This is a genomic window from Ignavibacteriales bacterium, assembly GCA_016700155.1.
Classification (GTDB): domain Bacteria; phylum Bacteroidota; class Ignavibacteria; order Ignavibacteriales; family Ignavibacteriaceae.
The window spans coordinates 2088408-2113122 of record CP065001.1; the positions used below are offsets into that span (position 1 = coordinate 2088408).

At 36.9% G+C, this 24715-nt stretch carries 27 protein-coding genes; 17 read left to right on the forward strand and 10 right to left on the reverse strand.

Annotation, left to right across the window (positions count from 1 at the left end; all coding sequences use genetic code 11):
- Positions 1-29 precede the first annotated feature (29 nt).
- From rho to alr, 8 genes are all read right to left on the reverse strand, one after another.
- On the reverse strand, positions 30-1277 hold the full coding sequence (rho, locus tag IPM56_08775) for a transcription termination factor Rho (GenBank protein QQS38263.1): 1248 nt from the start codon (positions 1275-1277) through the stop codon (positions 30-32).
- Between the two features lie 169 nt (positions 1278-1446).
- Positions 1447-2709 (reverse strand): bifunctional folylpolyglutamate synthase/dihydrofolate synthase, encoded by a 1263-nt coding sequence (locus tag IPM56_08780; GenBank protein QQS38013.1) that lies wholly within the window; start codon positions 2707-2709, stop codon positions 1447-1449.
- A gap of 4 nt (positions 2710-2713) precedes the next feature.
- Positions 2714-3631 (reverse strand): dihydroorotate dehydrogenase, encoded by a 918-nt coding sequence (locus tag IPM56_08785; protein QQS38014.1) that lies wholly within the window; start codon positions 3629-3631, stop codon positions 2714-2716.
- Entirely contained in the window at positions 3628-4389 is a 762-nt protein-coding gene (locus tag IPM56_08790) for a dihydroorotate dehydrogenase electron transfer subunit (GenBank protein QQS38015.1), read from the reverse strand. The genes IPM56_08785 and IPM56_08790 overlap by 4 nt, the downstream gene beginning before the upstream one ends.
- 225 nt (positions 4390-4614) lie before the next feature.
- Complete coding sequence (gene rpiB / locus IPM56_08795) at positions 4615-5256, reverse strand: ribose 5-phosphate isomerase B (GenBank protein QQS38016.1); 642 nt, start codon at positions 5254-5256, stop codon at positions 4615-4617.
- Positions 5257-5267: 11 nt separating this feature from the next.
- Positions 5268-6335, reverse strand: a complete 1068-nt coding sequence (locus tag IPM56_08800; protein QQS38017.1) for a mannose-1-phosphate guanylyltransferase — start codon at positions 6333-6335, stop codon at positions 5268-5270.
- Positions 6335-7210: a hypothetical protein gene (locus IPM56_08805; GenBank protein QQS38018.1), complete on the reverse strand. Its 876-nt coding sequence runs from the start codon at positions 7208-7210 to the stop codon at positions 6335-6337. Before IPM56_08805 ends, IPM56_08800 begins: the two co-directional genes overlap by 1 nt.
- Positions 7210-8340 carry an alanine racemase gene (alr, locus tag IPM56_08810; GenBank protein QQS38019.1) on the reverse strand — a complete coding sequence of 377 codons (1131 nt, stop codon included), beginning with the start codon at positions 8338-8340 and terminating at the stop codon, positions 7210-7212. Before alr ends, IPM56_08805 begins: the two co-directional genes overlap by 1 nt.
- Before the next feature lie 359 nt (positions 8341-8699).
- Between alr and IPM56_08815 the strand changes: the two genes are divergently transcribed.
- The 17 genes from IPM56_08815 to IPM56_08895 all read left to right on the forward strand — a co-directional run bounded on the left by IPM56_08815 (position 8700) and on the right by IPM56_08895 (position 22754).
- Positions 8700-9125 carry an NADH-quinone oxidoreductase subunit A gene (locus tag IPM56_08815; GenBank protein QQS38020.1) on the forward strand — a complete coding sequence of 142 codons (426 nt, stop codon included), beginning with the start codon at positions 8700-8702 and terminating at the stop codon, positions 9123-9125.
- Positions 9118-9612 (forward strand): NADH-quinone oxidoreductase subunit NuoB, encoded by a 495-nt coding sequence (nuoB, locus tag IPM56_08820; protein ID QQS38021.1) that lies wholly within the window; start codon positions 9118-9120, stop codon positions 9610-9612. Before IPM56_08815 ends, nuoB begins: the two co-directional genes overlap by 8 nt.
- Positions 9609-10139 carry an NADH-quinone oxidoreductase subunit C gene (locus IPM56_08825; GenBank protein QQS38022.1) on the forward strand — a complete coding sequence of 177 codons (531 nt, stop codon included), beginning with the start codon at positions 9609-9611 and terminating at the stop codon, positions 10137-10139. Before nuoB ends, IPM56_08825 begins: the two co-directional genes overlap by 4 nt.
- Positions 10140-10147: 8 nt before the next feature.
- Entirely contained in the window at positions 10148-11263 is a 1116-nt protein-coding gene (locus tag IPM56_08830) for an NADH-quinone oxidoreductase subunit D (protein ID QQS38023.1), read from the forward strand.
- Positions 11260-12333, forward strand: coding sequence for an NADH-quinone oxidoreductase subunit NuoH (nuoH, locus tag IPM56_08835; GenBank protein ID QQS38024.1), 1074 nt, complete (start codon positions 11260-11262; stop codon positions 12331-12333). Before IPM56_08830 ends, nuoH begins: the two co-directional genes overlap by 4 nt.
- A 3-nt stretch (positions 12334-12336) precedes the next feature.
- Positions 12337-12909, forward strand: a complete 573-nt coding sequence (locus tag IPM56_08840) for an NADH-quinone oxidoreductase subunit I (GenBank protein ID QQS38025.1) — start codon at positions 12337-12339, stop codon at positions 12907-12909.
- 3 nt (positions 12910-12912) lie between these two features.
- A complete protein-coding gene (locus IPM56_08845; GenBank protein QQS38026.1) occupies positions 12913-13401 on the forward strand; it encodes an NADH-quinone oxidoreductase subunit J in 489 nt (162 codons plus the stop codon).
- A gap of 3 nt (positions 13402-13404) precedes the next feature.
- On the forward strand, positions 13405-13716 hold the full coding sequence (gene nuoK / locus IPM56_08850; GenBank protein QQS38027.1) for an NADH-quinone oxidoreductase subunit NuoK: 312 nt from the start codon (positions 13405-13407) through the stop codon (positions 13714-13716).
- Between the two features lie 6 nt (positions 13717-13722).
- Positions 13723-15813, forward strand: a complete 2091-nt coding sequence (nuoL, locus tag IPM56_08855; protein ID QQS38028.1) for an NADH-quinone oxidoreductase subunit L — start codon at positions 13723-13725, stop codon at positions 15811-15813.
- A 22-nt stretch (positions 15814-15835) separates the two neighbouring features.
- Positions 15836-17440, forward strand: coding sequence for an NADH-quinone oxidoreductase subunit M (locus IPM56_08860; GenBank protein ID QQS38029.1), 1605 nt, complete (start codon positions 15836-15838; stop codon positions 17438-17440).
- A 26-nt stretch (positions 17441-17466) separates the two neighbouring features.
- Positions 17467-18975, forward strand: a complete 1509-nt coding sequence (locus IPM56_08865; protein ID QQS38030.1) for an NADH-quinone oxidoreductase subunit N — start codon at positions 17467-17469, stop codon at positions 18973-18975.
- Positions 18976-19047: 72 nt separating this feature from the next.
- Positions 19048-19455 carry an Rrf2 family transcriptional regulator gene (locus IPM56_08870; GenBank protein ID QQS38031.1) on the forward strand — a complete coding sequence of 136 codons (408 nt, stop codon included), beginning with the start codon at positions 19048-19050 and terminating at the stop codon, positions 19453-19455.
- Between the two features lies 1 nt (position 19456).
- Positions 19457-20650, forward strand: a complete 1194-nt coding sequence (locus IPM56_08875) for a cysteine desulfurase (GenBank protein QQS38032.1) — start codon at positions 19457-19459, stop codon at positions 20648-20650.
- An 8-nt stretch (positions 20651-20658) separates the two neighbouring features.
- Positions 20659-20964 (forward strand): hypothetical protein, encoded by a 306-nt coding sequence (locus tag IPM56_08880; protein ID QQS38033.1) that lies wholly within the window; start codon positions 20659-20661, stop codon positions 20962-20964.
- A gap of 26 nt (positions 20965-20990) precedes the next feature.
- Positions 20991-21341: an iron-sulfur cluster insertion protein ErpA gene (gene erpA, locus IPM56_08885; GenBank protein ID QQS38034.1), complete on the forward strand. Its 351-nt coding sequence runs from the start codon at positions 20991-20993 to the stop codon at positions 21339-21341.
- A gap of 132 nt (positions 21342-21473) precedes the next feature.
- Complete coding sequence (locus IPM56_08890) at positions 21474-22082, forward strand: superoxide dismutase (protein QQS38035.1); 609 nt, start codon at positions 21474-21476, stop codon at positions 22080-22082.
- A 48-nt stretch (positions 22083-22130) separates the two neighbouring features.
- On the forward strand, positions 22131-22754 hold the full coding sequence (locus IPM56_08895) for an LON peptidase substrate-binding domain-containing protein (protein QQS38036.1): 624 nt from the start codon (positions 22131-22133) through the stop codon (positions 22752-22754).
- Between the two features lie 36 nt (positions 22755-22790).
- Here IPM56_08895 and IPM56_08900 read toward each other — a convergent pair whose 3' ends face one another.
- Entirely contained in the window at positions 22791-23210 is a 420-nt protein-coding gene (locus IPM56_08900; protein ID QQS38037.1) for a F0F1 ATP synthase subunit epsilon, read from the reverse strand.
- Position 23211: 1 nt separating this feature from the next.
- A complete protein-coding gene (gene atpD, locus IPM56_08905) occupies positions 23212-24621 on the reverse strand; it encodes a F0F1 ATP synthase subunit beta (GenBank protein ID QQS38038.1) in 1410 nt (469 codons plus the stop codon).
- Positions 24622-24715: the final 94 nt, after the last annotated feature.

Here is a 24715-nt window from a genome sequence, read left to right on the forward strand (position 1 = left end):
TTTAAACTATTGCCTTAACAATAAATTCTTTATGAATTCATGTTGTTAAGAAAATCTTTATTGTTCTTTGTTCCGCGCATTTTATCAAGTATAAAGTCCATTGCTTCAACAGGTGTAAACTCGCTAAGGATTTTTCTAAGTATCCATATCTTGGAAAGATCTTCTTCTTTCATGAGTAAGTCTTCCCTTCTGGTTCCGGAACGGTTAACATCTATTGCAGGGAATATTCTTCTGTCACTAAGGTCACGGTTAAGTACAATTTCCATGTTTCCTGTACCTTTGAATTCTTCAAAGATAACATCATCCATTCTGCTTCCGGTATCGATCAGTGCGGTTGCAATAATGGTTAAACTTCCGCCGTCCTCAGTATTTCTTGCGGCACCAAAAAATCTTTTTGGTTTATGAAGTGCGTTGGAATCCACACCACCCGAAAGAATCCTTCCGCTATGAGGAACGACAATATTGTGCGCACGGGCAAGTCTTGTTATACTATCAAGAAGAATTACAACATCTTCCTTTGCCTCGACAAGACGTTTTGCTTTTTCAATAACCATATCCGCGACCTGTACGTGTCTTTCAGCCGGTTCATCAAAAGTTGAACTGATTACTTCTCCTTTAACTGAGCGTTCCATATCGGTTACTTCTTCAGGTCGTTCGTCAATAAGTAAAATTATCAGTTTTATTTCTGGATGATTTCTGGTAATTGAATTAGCGATCTTCTGTAACAAAATTGTTTTACCGCTTTTAGGTGGTGAAACTATCAAACCCCTCTGACCTTTTCCAATGGGAGAAAGCAGGTCCATAATTCTCATTGAATATTCACCCGGAGCGGATTCAAGATTAATTCTTCTTGTCGGATAAACAGGAACAAGGTTATCGAATAAAGTTCTTTCGCGTATACCTTCCGGTTCAAGTCCGTTTACAGCTTCAACCCTAAGCAAAGCAAAAAATCTTTCACCTTCTTTCGGAGGTCTTACCTGTCCGCTTACAAAATCCCCTGTACGGAGACTGAATTTTTTTATCTGCGAAGGCGAGACATAAATATCGTCCGGAGATGGCAGATAATTATAATCTGAAGAACGCAGAAAACCGTAACCATCCGGCAGCACTTCAAGCACACCTTTTGAAAAAGTGAGACCGTCCTTTGCGGTTTGTTCTTCGAGAATTCTAAAAATCAACTCTTGCTTTCTCAAATCACTGTAACCCGCGATGTTCAGTTCTTTAGCTATCGCATTGAGTTCAACAATTTTTTTTGATTTGAGATCGGATATATCCATTGGCATACTGAAACCCTAACTAATATTTTTAAATGAATGAAACTATGAATTTATTTTATCAAAGATTTTTTAATCCCGATATGGTTAATGCGGTTTTGATATTTACTTAACAGTTTTTTTGAAAGGAACTAGAGGTTTGATTGAAACATAATGTTAAATAGAAATAATGTCAAGAATTTATATTTAACAACCCTGTTTTAACCTCACCCAGTAAATACATACTTCCGAGTACAACCAGGCAATTATCCTTATGTTCCTTTATAAATGATTTAATGTAGCCAAGCGGATTTGTAACCACACCGGCATTTATCGAAAGTTCATTACAGATACTTAATAATTTGTCTGTACTGCATGCTCTTTCATTATTTATTGATGTCACTAAAATTTCATCAAAACTTTTTGAGAGAAGTGATAACATTTCCTTTACTGCTTTGTCTTCCAGTACACCGAAAATCAGTTTAGTCCTGCTATATTTTTTTCGACCGGAATCAAACTCATTCAAAAAATTAATAACTCCTTCAGGGTTATGTGCTGAATCAAAAATCACATCAGGTTTTGTACTGAAAAATTCATACCTGCCCTGCAGACCTGTATTCAATATCACATTTTTAATCCCGCGCTGCACAGCACTGTAGTCATCAGAGTCAAGAGTTTTTGTTACCGCCAATGCGGCTAATGCTGCGTTATATTTTTGGTAACAACCTTTAAGCGGCATTGTCCACTCGTCAAGTTCAATTTCTTCCGTATAAAGTTCAAGCGAACTTTCTTTTTCATTTGTATAATCATCAATGGAAAAAATCTCACTGTTAGTATTATTGCAAATTTTAGCAATTACTTTAGAAGCAGCTTCCGGAAGTTTTCCTAAAAACACTTTTGAATGCTGTTTAATAATACCGCCTTTTTCTGCAGCAATTTGTTCCACTGTATTGCCGAGTATTGCTGTGTGTTCCAGGCTAATTGAAGTAATTATACATGCAAGCGGTGAAAGAACGTTTGTCGCGTCAAGTCGACCGCCAAGTCCGGTCTCAATTACTGCATAGTCAACTTTATTATCAGCAAAATATTGAAACGCCATTGCCGTTGTCACTTCAAAAAAGGTCAGTTCAAAATCAGAAATTGGTTTATCAAATTCATTTACAAATCCTGCTATATACTCATCGGGAATTTCTATACCATTTATCCTGATACGTTCATTGAATTTTACAAAATGCGGTGAAGTATAAAGACCGGTTTTAAATCCGGATTCCTGAAGTATACTTGCAATGAACGATGATGTACTCCCCTTTCCATTTGAACCTGCAATATGAAACGTCTTTATTTTTTTTTGCGGATCACCAATGAACTTAAGAAACCTGGAAATATTCTCAAGTCCAAGTTTAATTCCGAAAGTGTGAAGCGAATATAATCTGTTAAGAGTAGATTGGAGATCCATTTTATTAAATGATATATGAGCCTGTTACATCGGATAGTTTGGTTATACCAAAGTTATTGCAATAGTTTTCTAATTCAGTAAGTATCTGTCCTGCAGCGGACGGGTTTATAAAGTTCAAAGTGCCTAACTGGATTGCAGACGCACCAACAATCATAAATTCAATTACATCTTTCCAGTCCATAATTCCGCCAATACCAATGATAGGAATATCAACTTCTTTTCTTATCTCAAGTACCTTTGCAAGCGCAACAGGTTTTATTGCCGGACCTGAAAGTCCGCCGTTAACGTTGTGTATCTTTGGTTTTTTTGTAAAGATGTTGAACGAGGTTCCGACAAGTGTATTGATGGCTGATACCGCATCGCCACCGGATTCTTTGACTGCTTTTGCAAAACCTGATATGTAAGATACATTTGGTGATAATTTAATTATTATTGGTTTTGTGGAAACCGATTTTACTTTTTCAGTAATTTTTGCAACGGCTGCAACATCATTTCCAAATTGCAATCCGCCTTCTTTAACATTGGGACAGGAAACATTTATCTCGAATGCTGTTATCGAGTCTTCCTGTGTAAGAATTCTGGTACATTCAACATACTCTTCCACAGTACTTGCAGCTATGTTGCAGATAAGCGGTACATCATATTTTTTAAGGAATGGAATTTTTTCTTTCAGGAACTGTTCTACTCCAACATTAGCAAGACCTATTGCATTTAACATTCCCGAAGGTGTTTCTACTATTCTTTGGGGAGGGTTGCCTTTTCTCGGTTTTAAGCTAAGTGATTTTGTAACTATCCCACCTATCTTATTCAGGTCAGTGAATTCAGCAATTTCATTTCCATATCCGACAGTACCTGATGCAAGCATTATCGGGTTTCTGAATTTTAATGGTCCGACCTGTACTGATAAATCAACTTTGCTCATAACAGCACATCCTTCACATTGAAAACAGGACCATCCTTGCAGACGAGATGATATTTATCAGGGTGTTCGGTGGATTCGATTGGACAACCCTGGCATATACCAAACCCGCAAGCCATTGCACATTCGGTTGATACTTCACAATCAAAATTATTTTTTATTGTAAAATCTTTTAAAGCTCTCAACATTCCTGTTGGACCGCAGGAGAAAATTTTTATTCGATTAGATTTTAATTGCTCAAGATTCTGCTGAAGGAGATGAATTACATTTCCCTTTAAACCTAATGAACCATCTTCAGTAGCTATTGAAATATTCTGCATTCCGTAAGTAATTATATCCTTGTGAGAACGTCCGCCAATGAATGTCAGAATCTTCTTATGGTCTTTAATCATCCTGGTAAAGAATGGAAAAGGTGCAGCACCAAGTCCGCCAGCAACTATAACTGCGGTATCAAACTCACCTTCTAAATTAAATCCGTTACCTAGAGGACCGATTATATCTATAGTTTCATCTTTGTGTTTTCTTGCAAGAATTTTTGTTCCTTCACCAAGTATATTGAACATAAGATAAAGATGCTCATCATCAACATCGCAAACACTAAAAGGTCTTCGAAGCAGCGGATACATTGATTCGGAAACACGCACGTTAAGAAATTGACCCGGTCTTACATCGGATGTGATTTCAGGACAGCGAACCTGTAAGAGGTAAATTTTATTTTCTAACTCAATGGATTTTTCTACTGGAGCGTTTAAGATGAACACGTAATAACCTTAACTTTATATGCGATATTAAGACTCCCTCATTATGCTCGGTGCGACGCAAAATATGGCAGGGAAAAAATGTTTAAGATAAATTTCTAAATTCTGTAATTAAATGTGAGATATCACCCAACTATCCGAACCAAAACTTAATAAACTCGGGATAGAAAATAATTTATATTTAATTGAAAGCCAAATAAGAAATTGACTAAGCTCACTGTTTAATTGTTAAGAGTCTTGTTCAATCTCAGAAATTTTATCCAGTCTTTTTTGATGTCTGCCTCCGGCAAAGTCTGTTCGTATAAATGTTTCTAAAATTGATTTGATAGAATCTTCTCCTAGAGTCCTGGCTCCCATCACGAGGATGTTTGCATTATTATGTTCGCGGGCACTCTTTGCGCTGAATTCGTTATAACACGTCGCAGCTCTAATTCCTTTTAACTTATTCGCGGTTATAGCTGAAGGTATTCCGGTGGCATCAACAAGAATCCCAAATGAATTCTGATTTGTTCTAACCGCTTTGGCAACCGCTATTGCATAATCAGGATAATCACATGAATTTTCATCATAACTACCCAGGTTTTCCACCTCAAAACCTTTTGACGTCAAAATATTAATCAGATAATTTCTGATCCTGAATCCTGTGTGATCGCCGCCGATAAACACTTTTTGCCAATTAGATTTTTGAACATCTGCATTACTGTCAATTTTTGCATGAGGACTACCAGTACTGATTTCCAGTTTAATTCCTAATTCTTTCGATCTGTCTTTCGCTAAAGGTGTTACTATATCTCCCTTAATCAGATGAATGAGTTTCTCTCCCTTTTTAAAAGCGCTTTCAACATCATATTCAGTAATTACCTTTTTCATCTGAGCTTCAATCAAATATGATCTGTCAACTTATTAATCTTAAGATGATCAACCACCTTCTTAACTTCCTGACTCTGATCTCTGCGGCAAATCAACAGTGCATCATCTGTATTTATTATAATAAGATTATCAACTCCTAATACCGCGGTAAACTTGTTAGGTGAATAGATGTAAGTATCATTAGTCATTTCTGAATACACATTTCCGATGACTGCATTTCCATCAGGATTTTTTTCTGATAGCTGATATACTTCCTCCCAGCTGCCAACATCACTCCATGAGAATTTACCTTTCGTAAGGAAAACTCTGTGGGATTTTTCCATGATTCCATAATCGATTGAAATGCTTCTTAGTTTTCCATATTCATTCGACAGAGTTTTTTCAAAATTCCCCGTGCCTAAATCACCTTTTATTTGTTCAAGGGCGTCATTAAGTTCAGGCATCAGTATACGAATTTCTTCAAGGATAACATCTGCTCGCCAGATGAACATTCCGCTGTTCCAGAAAAAATCACCGCTTTCTAAAAACCTTACCGCCGTAGCGTAGTTTGGTTTTTCAGCAAAGGTAAAAACCTTATGTATATTACCGGTGACTTCTCTTTCATCTATCTGAATATATCCATAACCTGTTTCAGGTCGTGTTGGCTGAATACCAATTGTTACAAGTCCCTTTTGTTCATAAGCAAACTTACAGGCATTTAGTATTGTTGAATGGAATATTTCTCTCTCTTTGATTATATGATCTGCCGGAACAGTTATCATTACAGCATCTTCATCTTTACTACCGATTACTAATGACGCTAACCCGATGCAAGCTGCTGTGTTCCTTCCAAATGGTTCTTCAATGATGTTTGATTCTAAAATTTCCGGAAGCTGCTCAACTATTTCCGGCTTTTGAATTTTATTTGTGATGATATAAATATTTTCTGTCTCAACTATTCCTTTTAATCTGTCAACTGTATCCTGAATCATGGTGCGTTCACCAAATATTTTCAACAACTGCTTAGGCATTTTTTCTTTGCTTCTCGGCCAGAATCTTGATCCTACTCCGCCAGCCATTATTACAGCGTAAACTTTCATTAACTATTTTCCTTTACTATTAACTTATTTAGTGAATTTCCGAATGACTCAGCCTTATTCAGATAGGCGGTAATATCAACTTCTTTTCCTCTTACTACTGCAACAATAACGATCAAACATGCTCTTATTGATTCAATGATTTCTTTGTCGGGAATTAACTCTTCCCTGGCAATCAAACCAAGTGATCGTGATATTGTATTGTGCATACCTGCAATTATTTCAAAACCAATTCTTGAAGAAAGTTTTCCATTCTTTTCCATTACTGATGAAAGGTTTAATAAATTATCCTTATCAAAACCTGTTTCTGGAAGTGACTTAAGTAAAAGATCAATCTGTTTAATTGGTTTTAAAACGGATGATTCATAATTCTGAAAAAAGGCGGCTTCTTTATCCTTGCTGTCAATCACCTCAACGGCAGGTCTGTCATCTTCAATCAATGGATTCTCAAGTTCCGATGCGGAAGTATTTCTGTTTGCAGGATCAATCAGCATACTATTTCCATTATCAGTCTTCTCAGTCGATGTGATTACCGCTTTAACTTTTTCAAGTGATGCTTTCAAAGTTGACGGATTGACCATCTCCAGCATATGACTCAAATCTTTTATCAGGAATTGGCTGTGATCTCTGAATTTTTCGGATACTTTAAACAGGTCAATCTGACCATGTGTCAGGTAGTTCATTATTTCACTTAGCCTGATCGCAAGCGTAGAAAGTTCAGTTACCTTTTTCATGCTTCGGATCTGTTCTTCAATACTATCAGCTTTTATCAATGACTCGCGCAGCAAAGCTATAACTTCAATCTGCTGGTTGTTGAGCCGCAGGTTATTAGCAGCCGCAGAGATACTTTGCGCAATATATATTTTTGCAAAATCCATTATGATTTAAAAATCCTCGGCACTCTTTTACTTATGCCGCATAAAATTTCATAAGGTATTGTTCTGAGAATTTCTGCCCAATCATATGCGGTTATTTCCAGACCTGCTTCTTTTCCCAGCAGTGTTACTTTATCACCAACTCTGATATCATCATCAAAAACATCAACCATTATTCTATCCATTGTAACATTACCTATCTGCGGATATAGTTTTCCATTAATAATCACTTTTGCTTTATTTGATAATCCTCTGCTGAACCCATCCGCATAACCGATTGGAATAGAAATTATTTTTGTCTGCTTTGAAGCCGTAAAGGTTCTTCCATAACTAACGGTTTCACCTTTTTGAATAATTTTTACAGAAGATACTTCGGAATATAAAGAAAGTACAGGATTGAGTTTAATAGATTCGGAAGTTTCTTTGGAAGGATAGTAACCGTACATTACGATACCTGTTCTTATCATATCGAAATATGATTCTTTAATATCCAGTAAAGCTCCGCTGTTCGCGGCGTGAATATTATCAATATGTATCTTTTCTTTTTTTAGCTTGGTGATTAACTCGTTAAACCGTTTAAGCTGAAGTAAAGTAAATTCTTTGTCAGGTTCATCCGAACCCGCAAAGTGCGTATAGATCCCATCTATCTTAAAAGTTTTATCGAAGAATAAATTTTTAATAAAGTCGAATGCTTCAGTGTAAGGAATTCCGAGCCGGTTCATTCCTGTATCGACTTTTACATGAACTTTTATTCTGAAATCAGGATTTTCCCGTCGATGTTTATTAGTGCCTTCTAAAAGAATACCTTGTTGTTTGTCGGTAAAAACAGTTGCGATAAGGTCATGTTCAACAAGTTTATTTACCTGCATTACATCAAACGGTTCAAGTATAAGAATTGGCTGTTTTACTTTCAGTTTTCTGAATTCAACACCTTCATCCGGGATTGCAACGGCATAATATTCTGGTCGTTTATCTTTTAAAGAATTGAGAGTGCTTACTGTTTCTTCGACACCGTGCCCATAAGCATCAGCTTTTATTACAGCCATTATTTTGGTTTTGCCGGCTTTTTCCCTGATTCCTAAAAAGTTCTTCTTTAATCTGTTTAAATCAATTACGGCATAAGTGGGGCGCATTAAAACTTTTCTGAATTTTTGTTGCAAAATATAGCTGTAAAAGGAGTTATAATCAATTTCACCGTTTGTAGGGACAGCTTATTATACTGTCCCTACAACTATTGTAAAATCTTTCAACTCAATTTCTCTTAAATAAGAATTTTTAATCTGTTTTCTTCTCAAATGCGAAAAATTTTAATGATAAAATTCACTTTATCCTTAATTATTATTTTTCAAATTGCCTTTGAGGATTTGGCTTAAGTATTGTATAAGTATACAATTCAAATATTGATTGAATGACAAAGTTTGATTTCAAAGTGTTTAATTTCTTGACATTACATAAGTCTAATAGTAATTTTACAAAAATTTTTTAGGTGCTAATGCTTACAGAATTCGGCAAGATATTCGTCTTCCTGCTAATCGCAGTTGTCTTTGTTGTAATAGCCGTTTTCGTTGCCCGTTTGATAAGACCCGCCCGTCCGACTCACGAAAAACTTCTTACATATGAATGCGGTGAAAATGTTGAAGGATCTCCCTGGATAAAATTTAACATCCGGTTTTATGTTGTCGCACTCATCTTTTTAATTTTTGATGTTGAAGTTGTTCTTCTTATTCCCTGGGCTTTGGTCTATCAGGAATTTGGAATAGCCGGATTCCTTGTCGGTGCAATTTTTTTAGTTTTACTTGGACTTGGAATGGCATACGAATGGAGAAAAGGTGATCTTGAATGGGCTCGACCTAAAGTTGTCCCGCCTTCATTAAAAAAGATTAATCATGAATCTGCAGAGGTTGTAACGAATGGTTAGTTTACTTGATAAACAATTCGCTGATGATAACATTGTAATAACAAACGTTGACAGCCTTTTAAACTGGGCAAGACTATCATCGGTATGGCAGGTTGGTTTTGGGCTTGCCTGCTGTGCAATTGAAATGATGGCAACCTCAGCTTCACATTATGATTTTGATAGATTCGGCGTGATACCCCGTCCTTCACCAAGACAATCAGATGTTATTATTGTATCAGGAACCGTTACACTAAAAATGGCTTTGAGAGTTAAAAGATTATATGAACAAATGCCCGACCCTAAATATGTGATTTCGATGGGAAGTTGTTCCAACTGCGGCGGACCTTACTGGGAGCATGGTTATCACGTATTAAAAGGAGTTGACAGAATCATACCTGTTGATGTTTATGTGCCCGGATGTCCACCCCGCCCAGAAGCCCTATTAGAAGGACTGCTAAAGTTACAGGAAAAAATCAGAAATCATTCATCGGTTAAAAAATCTGCATGAAAACCCACGAAGAAATTTATTCAGAATTAAAAGAAAAATTTGGTGATGCAATAATCACCGAGATTACAGATCAGCCGGTAGAAAAAATTATTGTTGTTGATCCGCTCTCAATTGATAAAGTCTCTCACTTTTTACGCGAAGAAATTGATCTTGCATTTGATAGTCTCATGAATCTTTCAGGTAATGATGATGCAAATGGTAACAAATCAAAAGATGAAGACGGGACTGAAATAATTTCCGGCGGAACAATTAGTGTTTTCTATCATCTTGAATCATTAAATCATAAACATAAAGTAGTTTTAAAAGTATCCGCCCCAAGAGAAAACCCGGAAGTAAAATCAGTAAGTGAAGTTTGGAATCACGCCAACTGGCACGAACGCGAAGCATTTGATTTGTTTGGAATTAATTTTTTGAATCACCCGGACTTGAGACGGATACTTATGCCTTATGATTGGGAAGCTGGTCATCCATTAAGAAAAGATTATAAGAATCCTGAATTTTACCAGGGAATGAAAGTACCTTATTGAGATAATCTATGTCTGTTAAAACTGAAGAAATGATCTTGAATATGGGTCCTCAACACCCGTCAACACACGGTGTTTTGAGACTTGAACTTCAACTCGATGGTGAGATAATATCACGATGCACTCCGCATATTGGTTATCTCCATAGATGTTTTGAAAAACACTGTGAAGCAATGACATACCCGCAAGTAGTTCCATATACAGATCGTATGGATTATCTCGCATCAATGTATAACGAATTTGGTTATGCACTTGCAGTTGAACGATTATCAGGAATTGAAGTACCACAGAGAGTTGAATTTATCAGAGTGATTATGGGTGAACTTCAACGAATTGCATCACACCTTGTTGCACTTGGAACTTATGGTGCAGACATCGGGGCAATCACTCCTTTCCTTTTCTGTTTCAGAGACCGTGAAAAAATATTGAGCCTTTTTGAAATGACATGCGGTGCAAGACTTCTATACAATTATATATGGATCGGCGGACTTTCGCATGATCTTCATCCCGACTTTGTAAGATTAACAAGAGAGTTTATTCAATACTTCAAACCGAATTTAAAAGAGTTGAATAATCTTCTTTCCTTTAATAAAATTTTTATAGAGCGAACAGCTAACGTCGGCGTTCTTCCTCTTGATGTAGCGATTAACTATGGAATCACCGGACCAAACTTAAGAGCAAGCGGACTTAAATGGGATTTAAGAAGAGATGATCCTTATTCAGTCTATGATAAATTTGATTTTGATATTCCTGTTGGTGACGGAAGAATGGGAACCCTTGGTGATTGCTGGGACAGGTACTACATTCGAGTAGTTGAAATGGAAGAGAGCTTAAAAATAATCGAGCAAGCTCTTGACCAGTTACCTGAAGGTGATATCGCTTCCGCAATACCTAAAAGAGTTAAGCCGCCCGTTGGACAAATTTATACCAGAGTGGAAAATCCAAGAGGTGACCTGGGTTATTTTATTGTGAGCAATGGAACTATCAACCCTTACCGGATAAAAGTCAGACCACCATCATTCGTTCATCTCGGTTTAATGGATGAACTTTGCAGAGGTCACATGGTTGCAGATGTAATAGCAATTTTAGGAAGCATTGACATAGTACTCGGGGAGGTTGACAGATGATATACGATATACTTTTTGACCTTACCGGAAGTGAAATTGCTGCAGCGTTTATTCAAAGTTTATTACCGCTTTTTGCTTTCATACTTCCTTTTGCACTTATTGCCGTATTGCTTGAACGAAAAGTTTCTGCGCATATGCAGGACAGGCTCGGACCAATGAGAGTCGGTTTTCACGGAATACTTCAAACTGTTGCTGATATTTTAAAGTTGATACAGAAAGAAGACATTATTGCGAAGGATAATGACAAACCACTTTTCAACCTGGCACCCGTTTTAGTTTTTATGGGTAGTTATGCTGCTTTTGCCGCAATACCATTTTCAAGTTCATTTATTGGAGGGAACATTGATCTCGGTCTTTTCTATATAATAGCCGTATCAGGATTAGTAGTTGCAGGAATCTTAATGGCTGGCTGGGCTTCAAACAATAAATATTCATTACTCGGTGCAATGAGATCGGCTGCGCAAATCGTAAGCTACGAAATTCCCACAATGCTTGTTGTTCTTGCAATAGTTATGATAACCGGAACTCTTAATCTTTACACATTAAGTGAAATGCAAACCGGCTACTTCTGGAATTGGATGATACTCGGAGGACCAACTACAGGATTGGAAAAAATACTTTTCATTCCTTTAATGTTTGTTGGTTTCCTTGTGATATATATAAGTACTCTTGCGGAAGTTAACAGAACTCCTTTTGATATTCCTGAAGCTGAATCAGAATTAGTTTCCGGTTACCATACCGAATATTCAGGAATGAAGTTCGCAATGTTCTTCCTTGCTGAGTACGCGAATATGTTTGCTGTATCTGCAATTGTTGCCGCCATCTTTTTCGGTGGTTATCAATCACCATTCGGGTATCTCGGTAATACTCTGGATATCGGCTGGTTAATTCCTGTTGAACAATTTTTCTGGTTCACATTTAAAGGTCTGTTCTTTGTGTTTGTTCAAATGTGGTTAAGATGGACTTTACCAAGGTTGCGTGTTGATCAGCTTATGACAGTATGCTGGAAGTATCTGATACCGATTGCGTTCGTTAATCTTTTAATTATTGGTTTAATAACAGTTTTGTGATTTATGAGAGAGTATCTTAATAATATCTGGACAGGACTTAACACAATCTTCATTGGTATGAAGATAACATTCAAACATATGTTTGTACCGGCTGTTACAATTCAGTATCCGGAAGTAAAACCCCGTCTGCCTGAAAGAGAAAGAAACCGCCTGTACGTTAATATGGATGACTGCATTGGCTGTGATCAATGTTCACGTGCTTGTCCTGTAAGCTGTATCGAAATTGAAACTGTTAAATCATTACCGGCTGAAGATCTTGGCAAAACTTCAAACGGAAAAAAGAAAGCTCTGTGGGTAACTAAGTTTGATATTGATATAGCAAAATGTTGTTACTGCCAGTTATGTGTATTCCCCTGCCCGACTGAATGTATTTATATGACAGATGTATATGAGTTTTCAGAATACGAAAGAAAAAATCTCGTTTATGATTTTGTAACTCTCACTCCGCAGGAAGTTGAAGAGAAAAAAGCAAACTTTGCAAAAATGGAAGCTGAAAAAGCTGCTCAGAAAGCTGCACCTAAACCACCTGTAGAAAAACCTGCAGTTCCTCCAAAAACTGATGAGCAGAAGGGTTAAACAATGAATGTATATGATATAATATTTTATTTGTTTGCTGCCATTACAGTTTTGTCAGCGTTCTTTGTTGTCACAGTAAGAAATATTGTTCACTCAGCTTTTTATTTACTTTTTACGTTTTTCGGTGTAACAGGAATTTATGTTTTGCTTGGTGCCGACTTTGTCGCTATTGTTCAGCTTGTTGTTTATGTCGGAGGAATTTTAATCCTGCTTTTATTTGGTGTGATGCTTACGAATAAGATCACACACGTTCAGATAAAAACAGGAACACTTCAGATTGTACCCGCAGCAGTTGGAGTTGGATTATTAGCCGGGATTCTTGCAGCAGCATTATTCAACACACAATGGAAAACAGTTGATTCTGTAATTCCGAATTCAACTGCACAAAGTCTTGGTTACTTGTTGATTTCAGACTACGCCTTGGTTTTTGAACTGCTCGGTATTTTATTATTGATCGCACTGATTGGTGCGGCTTCTATGGCAAGGAGATAAGTGATGAGTCAGATTGGATTACATCATTTTTTAGTTATCAGCACAATACTTTTTTCATTAGGGATATTCGGCATCATTACAAGAAGAAATGCAGTAATGGTATTGATGGGAATTGAACTTATCCTTAACGCGGCTAACATAAACTTCATTGCTTTTTCACGCTTCGGAAATTTCGGATACGGCGGACAGCTTATGGCGTTATTCGTAATAGTACTTGCTGCTGCGGAAGCTGCTATAGCACTTGCTATCGTACTTAACATTTATAAAACATTCTCAACTGTTAACGTTGATGAAATAGATAAATTAAAAGATTAAGCTCTTATGACTGAATCACTATTAGTAAAATTATTACTCGTCGTTTTATTTCTTCCCTTAATAGGATTTACTGCGGTTTTATTCTTTGGCAAGAAAATAAAATATGCTTACATAATTGAGAATGTTATAATCATACTTTCATTCCTTCTTTCAGTTTTTGTGATGTACGCTAAGTTAAGTTACTTCACAGATCAGAAAATAGTCTCTGAAGTTGAGTGGATTAATATTGGCGGTGTTTCAATTGAACTCGGGATAATGATTGATAATCTCACAGTTATTATGATGTTCGTTGTAATGCTGATAAGTATGCTTGTGCATATTTTCTCAATCACTTATATGCACGGAGACAAACGTTATAACAGGTATTTTGCCTACCTCGGAATTTTTACTTTCTCAATGTCAGGTATAGTTCTTACACATAACATCCTGATGATGTACATTTTCTGGGAACTCGTCGGTTTATCATCTTACCTGCTTATTGGTTTCTGGTATGAAAAAAAATCAGCGTCAGATGCTTCTAAGAAAGCGTTCCTTGTAAACAGGATCGGCGACATTGGAATGTTTGCTGGAATTTTAATTCTCTTTCTTACATACAATACATTTTCTTTTGATAAAATTTTTGAAGCAATTGCCGGTGGACAATTACCATTCGGCAGTGAGTTCTGGTTAACGATAACAGGAATATTAATCTTCTGCGGCGCTATCGGAAAATCTGCACAATTCCCTCTTCACGTCTGGCTTCCTGATGCAATGGAAGGTCCGACCCCCGTCAGCGCATTGATCCATGCCGCGACAATGGTTGCAGCAGGTGTGTTCCTTGTAACAAGAGTATTCACAATGCTAACCGGTGACGCATTACTTTTTATCGCGACTATCGGCGCATTGTCCGCATTCATTCCGGCTACGATCGCATTAACACAGAATGATATTAAAAAAGTTTTAGCTTACTCAACTGTAAGTCAGCTTGGTTATATGATTATGGCGCTTGGTGTAGGCGCATACACTTTTGCATTCTTCCATTTGATAACACACGCATTCTTCAAAGCTTGTTTGTTCCTCGGTTCAGGATCAGTGATTCACGGAATGCACCACGAACAGGATATAACAAAGATGGGTGGACTAAGAAAGAAAATGCCAATCACTTATGCTACCTTCCTGTTAGCATCACTTGCCATTTCTGGTATTCCGCTTACATCAGGATTTTTAAGTAAGGATGGAATTCTTGCAGGTACTTACGCATTCGGTTCTTTGACCGGCAACTGGATATTTCCGGTTGTAGGTTTTCTTGTAGCTTTCCTTACTGCGTTTTATATGTTCAGGTTAATCATACTTACATTCCACGGTGAACCGAAGAATAAAGAAAAGTTCGATCACGTACATGAATCAAAATTTGCAATGGCGATGCCTCTTGTTGTGCTTGCTGCTTTATCGGTATTTATCTGGTACACACCAAATCCAATTAATGCTGATGCCGGATGGTTCCTTACAAAATGGGTTAAAGCTCCGGAGATTTCCGCTCCACAAAATACCCGTTACGATTTTATGAAGAGTGATGTTATTCATTCATTTGAAAGTGAATCACATCAAGAGACAAATCATGAAGTAGTTTATTCTGAAAGTTATACAGAAGCACTGCATCACGCACACATACCTGCTGTGATACTTTCACTTCTTGTTGCCGTCGGAGGTATTCTACTTGCATTTGTTATGTATGAATGGAAAAAAATAAATGCAGATAAACTTGCAGAAAAAGTTAAACCTCTTTACAACATGTCATATAACAAATGGTACTTTGATGAATTTTACCAGGCAACATTTGTAGCTGGCACAATTGGTTTAAGCAGGTTACTTGCTTGGTTTGATAATAAAGTAGTAGATGGTCTGGTAAATGCTTCTGCAAGTGTTACGCGCGGTATATCAAGATTCAGCGGAACATTTGATAATGTAGTTGTTGATGGCTTCGTAAACTTTATGGCTTACTTCAGCGGAATGATCGGATTGATCTTCAGAAGATTCCAGACAGGTAAGGTTCAGACGTACATCGTGTTCGTGATATTCTCATTAATAATTTTGTTGTTTTTATTTAAATCATTTTAGTTTGAAATTTTCAGGTACATAAATGGAAAACTTTCCAATCTTATCGTTAATAACTTTCCTCCCGGTACTGGGAATGTTGTTCATCCTCTTCATTCCCAAATCACAGGAAAAAATTATTAAAAGTTTAACTCTGCTTATAACCGGAATTCAGGTTATACTTGCCGGAATCATTTTAATGAATTACAATTATGGTTTAAGCGGAATAAATGATCCAAACTCATTCCAGTTTGTAGAAAAATTCAGTTGGATTGAGATCAGCGGATTCTCCTGGATTGGAACAATCAAAATAGATTACTTCCTCGGCATCGATGGAATGAGTGTTACAATGGTTCTACTTACGGCACTCATTACATTTATCGCAACACTTTCTTCGTGGAGTATAAGTAAGTCAGTTAAAGGTTATATGGCTCTCTTCCTTTTGCTTGATACAGGAATGATGGGAGTGTTCGTTGCTCTCGACTTTTTCTTATTCTACATTTTCTGGGAACTGATGCTTCTTCCAATGTACTTCTTAATTGGTATCTGGGGCGGACCGAGAAGAGAATATGCAGCAATTAAATTTTTCCTCTACACTTTGTTCGGAAGTATTTTCATTCTTCTTGTAATGATCGGACTATATTTCAGTTCGATGGAAACACTTGCAGATGGAACAAAAGTTTTCACATTCAACATGCTTACAATGATGGATGCGAATAGTTATAATCAAACAGGAATTTTGTCGCCGCTTAATCCGGCTAACCTAAGGTTTATAGCTTACATAGCTTTGTTTGCAGGCTTTGCGATTAAGATACCTATGTTCCCCTTCCATACGTGGTTACCTGACGCACACGTCGAAGCACCAACAGCAATAAGTGTTATACTTGCAGGTGTTTTGCTGAAGATGGGAACATATGGAATACTAAGAATTTGTTATCCGATATTCCCTGAAATCACTCATCAGCTTGTATGGTACATTGCGCTGTTTGGAATGATAAATATTATTTACGGTGCGTTATGCGCAATGGCACAAAAAGATTTTAAGAAGTTGATCGCATATTCCTCCGTGTCCCACATGGGGTTTGTAATGCTTGGTATGGCATCATTAAACACGATAGGAATTTCAGGCGCAATACTTCAGATGTTTAATCACGGAACAATTACAGCAATGCTCTTCCTTATTGTGGGTGTTGTTTATGACAGAGCACATACAAGAGATATTGACGCATTCGGCGGTCTCGCAAACCAGATGCCTGTTTATACCGGATTCGTTACACTTGCATTTTTTGCCGCGATAGGATTACCAGGTTTGAGTGGCTTTGTTTCTGAAGCATTTGTTTTCCTCGGTGCATTCGGACTTGAATCAATAAGAGTCGTTACGGTTATTTCTACACTCGGTATTCTGTTAGGTGCGGGATATATGTTGTGGACATTGCAAAGAGTTTTTCTTGGAACATTAAAAGAAAAATGGTCAACATTAACTGACATGAATATGCGCGAATATTTTATGCTGGTACCACTAAGCATAATAGTCATATTCCTTGGTGTTTACCCTGCATCAATGTTAAACCTGATGAATACATCGGTGAATGCAATGGTTAAGTTTATGGCTGAATCAAAAGCGATATTCAGCTCATTAGCAGGATTTTAATTTTTAATTATTTGAAGTAAAGAACTGTGGATACATCACTCGCATCATTAACTGAAAGTCTGAAACTTATTCAGCCTGAATTGTGTATTTCAATATTCTTAGTAATACTTGTTACAGTTGATCTGATAATGCACAAGAATAAATCTTTGCTTCCTTATATATCACTTCTTGGTTTGCTAACAACCGGGTACTTTCTATTTGCACAAACAGGAATAAATACTTTTGCATTTGTTAGTGCTTCCGGTAAAGGTATGCTGGCCATTGATTCGTTTGGTGTATTCTTTAAAGTACTTGTTATATTTTCTTCAATTGTTATAGTTCTTCTTTCAATGGGTTCAAAGGAAATAAAATCCGTAACAGAACGCCACGGAGAATATTATTCTTTGATCTTTGGTATGATACTCGGAATGATGGTGATGATCTCAGCTACAGATCTTATTGTCGTTTATCTTGGATTAGAACTTGTTTCCCTCTCTTCCTATGTTCTTGCAGGCTTTGTAAAAGATTCTGTAAGAAACAGCGAAGCTTCATTAAAATATATTATTTACGGCGGCACTTCTTCAGGAATAATGTTGTTTGGAATTTCTATCCTCTATGGACTTACTGGAACTACAAATCTTTCTGAAATTAATTCACTTATCCAGAATCCCGGTTTCACTAATCTAACTTTTCTGTTAGCAGGGCTGTTTGTTTTTGTTGGAATAGGATTTAAGATATCAGCAGCACCATTTCATTTCTGGACTCCCGATGTTTATGAAGGTTCACCAATCCCTTTCACAGCATATCTTTCAATAGCAAGTAAAGCCGCTGGATTCGCATTACTAATCCGGTTCATAAAAATCACTTTCATCGAATCAATTGATACATCAGGATTCTGGAGTCTGCTTTCATTAATAGATTGGCAGACAATTATAATTGTTCTTTCAATACTCACAATGACGCTTGGAAACTTTGCTGCATTGTGGCAGGACAATATGAAACGTATGCTTGCTTACTCAAGTATCGCTCACGCTGGTTATATGCTGCTTGGTCTAGCTGTTTTGTCTAACCAGGGAATTGTTGCTATACTAATTTACTTTGCGGTATATGCATTTATGAATCTGGGTGCTTTCTTTGTTGTGATGTTAATCGCCAACAGAATCGGAAGTGAAGAACTTGATGATTATAAAGGACTTGGATATGCTACTCCCCTGCTCGGTGTTTCGCTTGCAATATTTTTAGTTTCACTAACAGGACTTCCTCCAACTGCTGGCTTTATCGGAAAGCTTTATCTTTTTGTTGCATTGGTTGATGCAAACATGATTTTCGTTGCTATTATAGCTTTACTCAACAGTGTAGTTTCACTTTATTACTACGTAAGGGTTTTGAAAAACATGTTCCTTGTACATCCAACCGGTGACCCAATTAAATTTGAAATCTCACCCGCAAATACTTTATTGCTGGCTGCCTTAGTCGTTCCGGTAATAGTCTTTGGAATCTACTTTACACCTTTAGTTGATTTTGCAAAAAATTCAATTTCAATGTTAGGTATCTGATTTTTACCCTTTAACAATTTGAATTCCTGAATAAATGTTTGTAAGTTAAGTACGACTTTTTTAGTCCTATTTATGCTTAAGTTATCAAAAAAGACAGAATACGCATTTATGGCAGTTAAATACATTGCACTCAATCAAAACGGGTGCTGTATAACGGCTAAGGAAATATCAGATAAGTATGATATCTCCTATGAACTGCTTTCAAAGGTTTTGCAAAGATTAAACAAACATCAGATTGTAAGTTCATTCCAGGGTGCTAAAGGAGGATATGTTCTGAATAAATCTCCTTTTGAACTTACTTTGATTGATATTATCAGAGCCATAGAAGACGATTATAAAATAACTGATTGCATGAATGGCAAAGGAACAACAGACGACTGCAGACACGTTGAATGTTGCACGATACGCGATCCTCTTTTAAAAGTTCAAAAGGAAATAGAAAGAGTTTTCAGTCAAACAACTTTAAATCAGATTTTGTAGTATGATAAAATTTCCAATATATCTCGATAACCAGGCAACAACACCGGTTGATCCAGAAGTCTTTGAAACGATGAAGCCTTATTACATGGATAAATTCGGTAATGCTTCCAGTAAGTCACATAGCTTTGGCTGGGAAGCCGACAGCGCAGTCGAAAATTCACGGAAAAAAATTGCTTCACTATTTAATGCCGATCCCAAGCAGGTTGTTTTCACTTCAGGGGCTACGGAATCGATCAATCTTGTTCATCAGGGTGTTGCATCAACTTACAGGAATAAAGGGAAACATATTATTACGTGTGCTACAGAGCATACGGCTGTTTTACAATCTCTTGAGTATCTTGAAAAACACGGATTTGAAATTCAGGTTTTACGTTCAGAAGGAAATGGGAAAGTTAATCCTGAACTGATTAAAAAAAATATCCGGGAAGATACAATTCTTGTCTCGGTTATGACGGTCAACAATGAAATTGGTACCATAAACGATATAGAAAAAATAAGTGAAATCTGTACAGAGCGAAATGTGATTTTTCACACCGACGCGACACAGGCAATTGGTAAATTAAAATTTAGTGAGATGAAAAATCTTCCTGATCTTATCTCTTTCACTGCACATAAAATTTACGGACCTAAAGGAATTGGCGCACTTGTGTTTGGCAATGCTCACAAACGAATCAGATTAAAACCTTTGGTTTACGGCGGTGGTCAGGAAATGAATATACGTCCCGGCACTTTGAATGTACCTGCAATAGCAGGCTTTGGTAAAGCAGTTGAATTGGCAATAAATAATTTTGATGAAGAAAATAAACGAATAAAGAACTTACAGCAAAAGTTATTTAACGGACTTAAAAAAAATATCAGTAACATTGAACTCAATGGTGATATCAATGATAGAATTCCGAACAACCTGAACATAATTTTTAATGATGTTAAGGCAAATGATATTCTACTTTCAATCAGAGAAATTGCCGTATCTACCGGGTCAGCATGCGCATCCGGTGAAGCTAAAAAAAGTCATGTGCTGTCTGCATTAGGTTTGTCCTCTGACAAGATCAGTTCTTCAGTCAGATTCGGAATTGGCAGATTTAATACTGAAGAAGAAATAGATTTTGTGATTGAAAAACTAACTGAAACTATTAACAGGCTAAAATCAAAAAATAATTTTATCTCAACAGAAGAGAGAACACTAACCAAATAGGAAAATATATGAGTCACAGGCTTAATGAAAATATTACGAACATAAAAAATGATTCAGAATCATTTCTGAAATTCCTTAAAGCTAAGTTCCCGTTGTTTCACAATTCAATTCTTTTTTACAGGGATTTTCATTACGGACTAATGAAATATCTTGAGATGAAAGAAGTGAAAATAAAATATACAGAAGGTGAAACGGCTGCGAATGATTTAAGCTCACATTTTGAAAACAAAGGAATATTAGTCAAAACAGGATTTCAAAGCTGGAAAGTAAACTACCCGGAATTTGTGACAACCACACCGGGCGACCCGTTATAATTTTTAGTAAATAAAGGAAGTTAAAAATGTCAAACGTACAAACTGAATCTGAAATAAAAGTAACAGATAAAGCAGCAAAAGAAATAAAAAGAATTATGGAAGAAAATAAAATCCCTTCCGACTATGGTTTGCGTGTAGGTGTTAAAGGCGGAGGATGTTCCGGTTTAACGTATACACTTGGGTTTGACGGAGATACACGTGAAGGTGATATGATAGTTGAATCCAAAGAAGTTAAACTTCTGGTCGATGGTAAAAGTTTATTTTATCTTACAGGAACTGAACTCGATTTTAGTGACGGATTAAATGGTAAAGGATTTATTTTCAATAATCCAAATGCACAAAAAACCTGCGGCTGCGGCGAATCATTCGGAGTATAAAACAAATTCCAGGCTGAAATGAAAAGAAGAAATTTTCTGTTTACACTTGGAGCATTTCCGGCAGTATCAATTGCTGAACCGCTTACAAAGACTTTAAACACTTTCACAAATAAAAACAAAAGGAGTTATACAATGGCAAAATTCGAATTACCTGCACTGCCTTATAATTATGATGCACTTGAACCATTCATCGATAAAATGACGATGGAAATACATCACACGAAACACCACAATGCTTATGTGACTAATCTTAACAACGCGGTTGCTAACACCGAGATGGAAGGCAAATCACTTGAAGAACTGATGGCTGGAATTTCAAAACTTCCTGCTGCAGTGAGAAATAACGGCGGCGGACATTACAATCATTCTCTATTCTGGCAGATAATGAAAAAAGGTTCGGCAGCACCTTCAGGTAAACTTGGGGATGCAATTAATTCAGCATTCGGCAGCTTTGATGAATTCAAAAAACAATTCAGCACTGCCGCTGCAACAAGATTTGGTTCTGGCTGGGCATGGCTCATAGTGAAAGACAATAAACTTGTTGTCTCATCAACACCAAACCAGGATAATCCTTTAATGGATGTTGCTGATGTTAAAGGTTCTCCTATTATGGGTATCGATGTTTGGGAACATGCTTACTATTTGAAATATCAGAACAGAAGACCTGAATACATTGAGAACTGGTTCAACGTCATCAATTGGGAAGAAGTCGCAGCCCGATTTAGTGCACTTGTAAAATAAATTCTTAACGGGCTGTGTTTAAAAACACAGCCCATATTACAATTCATCATGGCAAATCTAATTCCCTTATTTCCTTTAAAGCTTGTTGTTTTTCCGGGATCAAAATATCCACTACATATTTTTGAACCGCGATATAAAAAAATGATTAACTGGTGTTTGGAAAATAATTCAGGCTTCGGAGTTTGTTCCTTTCTTAATGATGAGATATCACGAATAGGCACTTACGTAAGAATTGATACTATTCTGCGGAAACATGAAAATGGTGAAATGGATATCATTGTTAAAGGAATGAGTAGAATCAGTATAATCGACATTTCAATTCACGATGATGGTTACCATTTAGGGAACACATTAGACTATAGCGATATAACATCTGCAATAAATGAAAAATCGCTTTCTGTGTTGAAGAATTCTTTTGAAAGTTTGATTTCGCAAGTTGATTTTAAACTCGATGAAAGTTTCTGGAAAAGTTTTGAAAGGACAAACCTTAAGTCATTTAAGCTTGCGGAGAAATCAGGATTAAGTCTTGATCAGCAGCAGGAGCTAATTACAATTACAAATGAAAACTCAAGAATTGACTTTCTGATTAACCACCTTGAAAAACTGAACAAAGAGATCCAGGAAAAAAGTGTTTTAAAGAAAATTATTGCTGCGGATGGTTATTTGAATTGAAAAGCAGGAATGAAAGTATCATTCCCGCTTAAATATTTATTTTACTGCTGAATATTTTTCTGAAAGTTTGATACGGTTAATTGCCCGGGCTAAAGACGCCTCTGCTCTTGCTACATCAATATTTTCAACCGATTTATTTGCTAATCTGTTTTCAGCTCTCTCCTTGGAATTCAAAGCACGTTGAATATCAATGTTGTCCACAAGTTCAAGAGAGTCAGCAAGTACAAGTACTTTATTATTGCTGATCTCAACAGTACCGCCGGCAGTTGAGTATGACAGTTTCCTGGATTGGACATCCTCAATTTTTATCTCACCTATTTCAAATGTGCTGATCAAAGGTGCATGATTCGCCAGAACCTGGAAACTTCCACTTGTTCCGGGGATGGTTATTGATTTTATCTCGCCTGTAAAAACAGATTTTGATGGTGTAATTATTTCAAGATTTAAAGACGCCATGTTATTTCATACTCTTTGCTTTTTCTACAGCTTCTTCAATTGTACCGACGTACATAAATGCTGACTCTGGAAGATCATCGTAATGTCCGTCAATTATTCCTTTGAATCCACGGATAGTGTCTTCAAGTTTAACATACTTTCCTTTAAATCCGGTAAACTGTTCAGCAACATGGAAAGGCTGGCTGAAAAATCTCTGAATTCTTCTTGCTCTTCGCACAACTATTTTATCATCATCAGAAAGCTCATCCATACCGAGAATGTTTATAATATCCTGGAGATCTTTGTACTGCTGAAGAATCTCTTTACATCTTCTTGCAACATCATAATGCTCCTGACCAAGTATACCAGGTTCAAGAATCCTGGATGTTGAATCAAGCGGATCAACAGCAGGATAAATACCTAATTCCGAAATCTGACGGCTTAATACTGTTGTCGCATCAAGGTGAGCAAATGCCGCAGCAGGTGCCGGATCTGTTAAATCATCTGCCGGGACATAAATTGCTTGTACAGAAGTAATTGAACCCTTATCAGTTGAAGTGATTCTTTCCTGTAACGCACCCATTTCCGTTGCTAAGTTTGGCTGGTAGCCAACTGCTGAAGGCATACGTCCGAGTAATGCAGATACTTCTGAACCGGCCTGTGTAAAACGGAATATGTTATCAATAAAGAGAAGAACATCTCTTCCTTCTTCTTCACGAAAATATTCAGCGATAGTCAAACCGGTTAGTGCAACTCTCAAACGTGCTCCAGGTGGTTCATTCATCTGACCAAATACAAGTGCAGTTTTGCTTAATACTCCCGACTCCTTCATTTCTAACCAAAGGTCGTTACCTTCACGGGTTCTTTCCCCAACTCCTGCAAATACAGAATACCCGCCGTGTTCTTGTGCAATGTTGTGAATCAATTCCTGTATAATAACTGTCTTACCTACACCAGCGCCACCGAACAAACCGGTTTTACCACCTTTTGAGTAAGGCTCAATAAGATCAATTACTTTTATACCGGTTTCAAAAATTTCAGTTTTGGTAGACAAACTTTTAAATAATGGAGCGGGTCTGTGTATCGGGTAGGAAGATTTTGTTTTTATTTCTCCAAGACCATCGATTCCGTTTCCTGTAACATTGATCAAACGACCAAGAGTTTCGGGTCCTACAGGTACTGAAATTGGTTTACCTTCATCAAAGGCATCCATACCTCTCACGAGACCGTCTGTACTGTCCATCGCAACAGCCCGTACTCTGTCTTCACCAAGATGCTGCTGAACTTCGGCGGTCAGATCGCCTGTAACACCTTCAGTTGTTGTGTGTGGTATTCTGATTGCGTTATAAATTTTTGGAAGCTGTCCTGCTTCAAATTCGATATCTATAACAGGACCGATAACCTGGAGTATTTTACCCTTAAATTCGCTCATTATCCTACCTAATTAGTTAAAAAAGAAGTGGAAAATTAAAGATTTTGATTCTCTTATACAAATAATTGTGCATCTAGAAATCTATAAATTTTAT

Bases quoted from the DNA above. Each gene is read 5' to 3' on its own strand.
- rho (QQS38263.1), bottom strand. From the start codon at position 1,277: ATGGATATATCCGATCTCAAATCAAAAAAAATTGTTGAACTCAATGCG.
- IPM56_08780 (QQS38013.1), bottom strand. From the start codon at position 2,709: ATGGATCTCCAATCTACTCTTAACAGATTATATTCGCTTCACACTTTC.
- IPM56_08785 (QQS38014.1), bottom strand. From the start codon at position 3,631: ATGAGCAAAGTTGATTTATCAGTACAGGTCGGACCATTAAAATTCAGA.
- rpiB (QQS38016.1), bottom strand. From the start codon at position 5,256: ATGAAAAAGGTAATTACTGAATATGATGTTGAAAGCGCTTTTAAAAAG.
- IPM56_08800 (QQS38017.1), bottom strand. From the start codon at position 6,335: ATGAAAGTTTACGCTGTAATAATGGCTGGCGGAGTAGGATCAAGATTC.
- IPM56_08805 (QQS38018.1), bottom strand. From the start codon at position 7,210: ATGGATTTTGCAAAAATATATATTGCGCAAAGTATCTCTGCGGCTGCT.
- alr (QQS38019.1), bottom strand. From the start codon at position 8,340: ATGCGCCCCACTTATGCCGTAATTGATTTAAACAGATTAAAGAAGAAC.
- IPM56_08815 (QQS38020.1), top strand. From the start codon at position 8,700: ATGCTTACAGAATTCGGCAAGATATTCGTCTTCCTGCTAATCGCAGTT.
- nuoB (QQS38021.1), top strand. From the start codon at position 9,118: ATGGTTAGTTTACTTGATAAACAATTCGCTGATGATAACATTGTAATA.
- IPM56_08825 (QQS38022.1), top strand. From the start codon at position 9,609: ATGAAAACCCACGAAGAAATTTATTCAGAATTAAAAGAAAAATTTGGT.
- IPM56_08830 (QQS38023.1), top strand. From the start codon at position 10,148: ATGTCTGTTAAAACTGAAGAAATGATCTTGAATATGGGTCCTCAACAC.
- nuoH (QQS38024.1), top strand. From the start codon at position 11,260: ATGATATACGATATACTTTTTGACCTTACCGGAAGTGAAATTGCTGCA.
- IPM56_08840 (QQS38025.1), top strand. From the start codon at position 12,337: ATGAGAGAGTATCTTAATAATATCTGGACAGGACTTAACACAATCTTC.
- IPM56_08845 (QQS38026.1), top strand. From the start codon at position 12,913: ATGAATGTATATGATATAATATTTTATTTGTTTGCTGCCATTACAGTT.
- nuoK (QQS38027.1), top strand. From the start codon at position 13,405: ATGAGTCAGATTGGATTACATCATTTTTTAGTTATCAGCACAATACTT.
- nuoL (QQS38028.1), top strand. From the start codon at position 13,723: ATGACTGAATCACTATTAGTAAAATTATTACTCGTCGTTTTATTTCTT.
- IPM56_08860 (QQS38029.1), top strand. From the start codon at position 15,836: ATGGAAAACTTTCCAATCTTATCGTTAATAACTTTCCTCCCGGTACTG.
- IPM56_08870 (QQS38031.1), top strand. From the start codon at position 19,048: ATGCTTAAGTTATCAAAAAAGACAGAATACGCATTTATGGCAGTTAAA.
- IPM56_08875 (QQS38032.1), top strand. From the start codon at position 19,457: ATGATAAAATTTCCAATATATCTCGATAACCAGGCAACAACACCGGTT.
- IPM56_08880 (QQS38033.1), top strand. From the start codon at position 20,659: ATGAGTCACAGGCTTAATGAAAATATTACGAACATAAAAAATGATTCA.
- erpA (QQS38034.1), top strand. From the start codon at position 20,991: ATGTCAAACGTACAAACTGAATCTGAAATAAAAGTAACAGATAAAGCA.
- IPM56_08890 (QQS38035.1), top strand. From the start codon at position 21,474: ATGGCAAAATTCGAATTACCTGCACTGCCTTATAATTATGATGCACTT.
- IPM56_08895 (QQS38036.1), top strand. From the start codon at position 22,131: ATGGCAAATCTAATTCCCTTATTTCCTTTAAAGCTTGTTGTTTTTCCG.
- IPM56_08900 (QQS38037.1), bottom strand. From the start codon at position 23,210: ATGGCGTCTTTAAATCTTGAAATAATTACACCATCAAAATCTGTTTTT.
- atpD (QQS38038.1), bottom strand. From the start codon at position 24,621: ATGAGCGAATTTAAGGGTAAAATACTCCAGGTTATCGGTCCTGTTATA.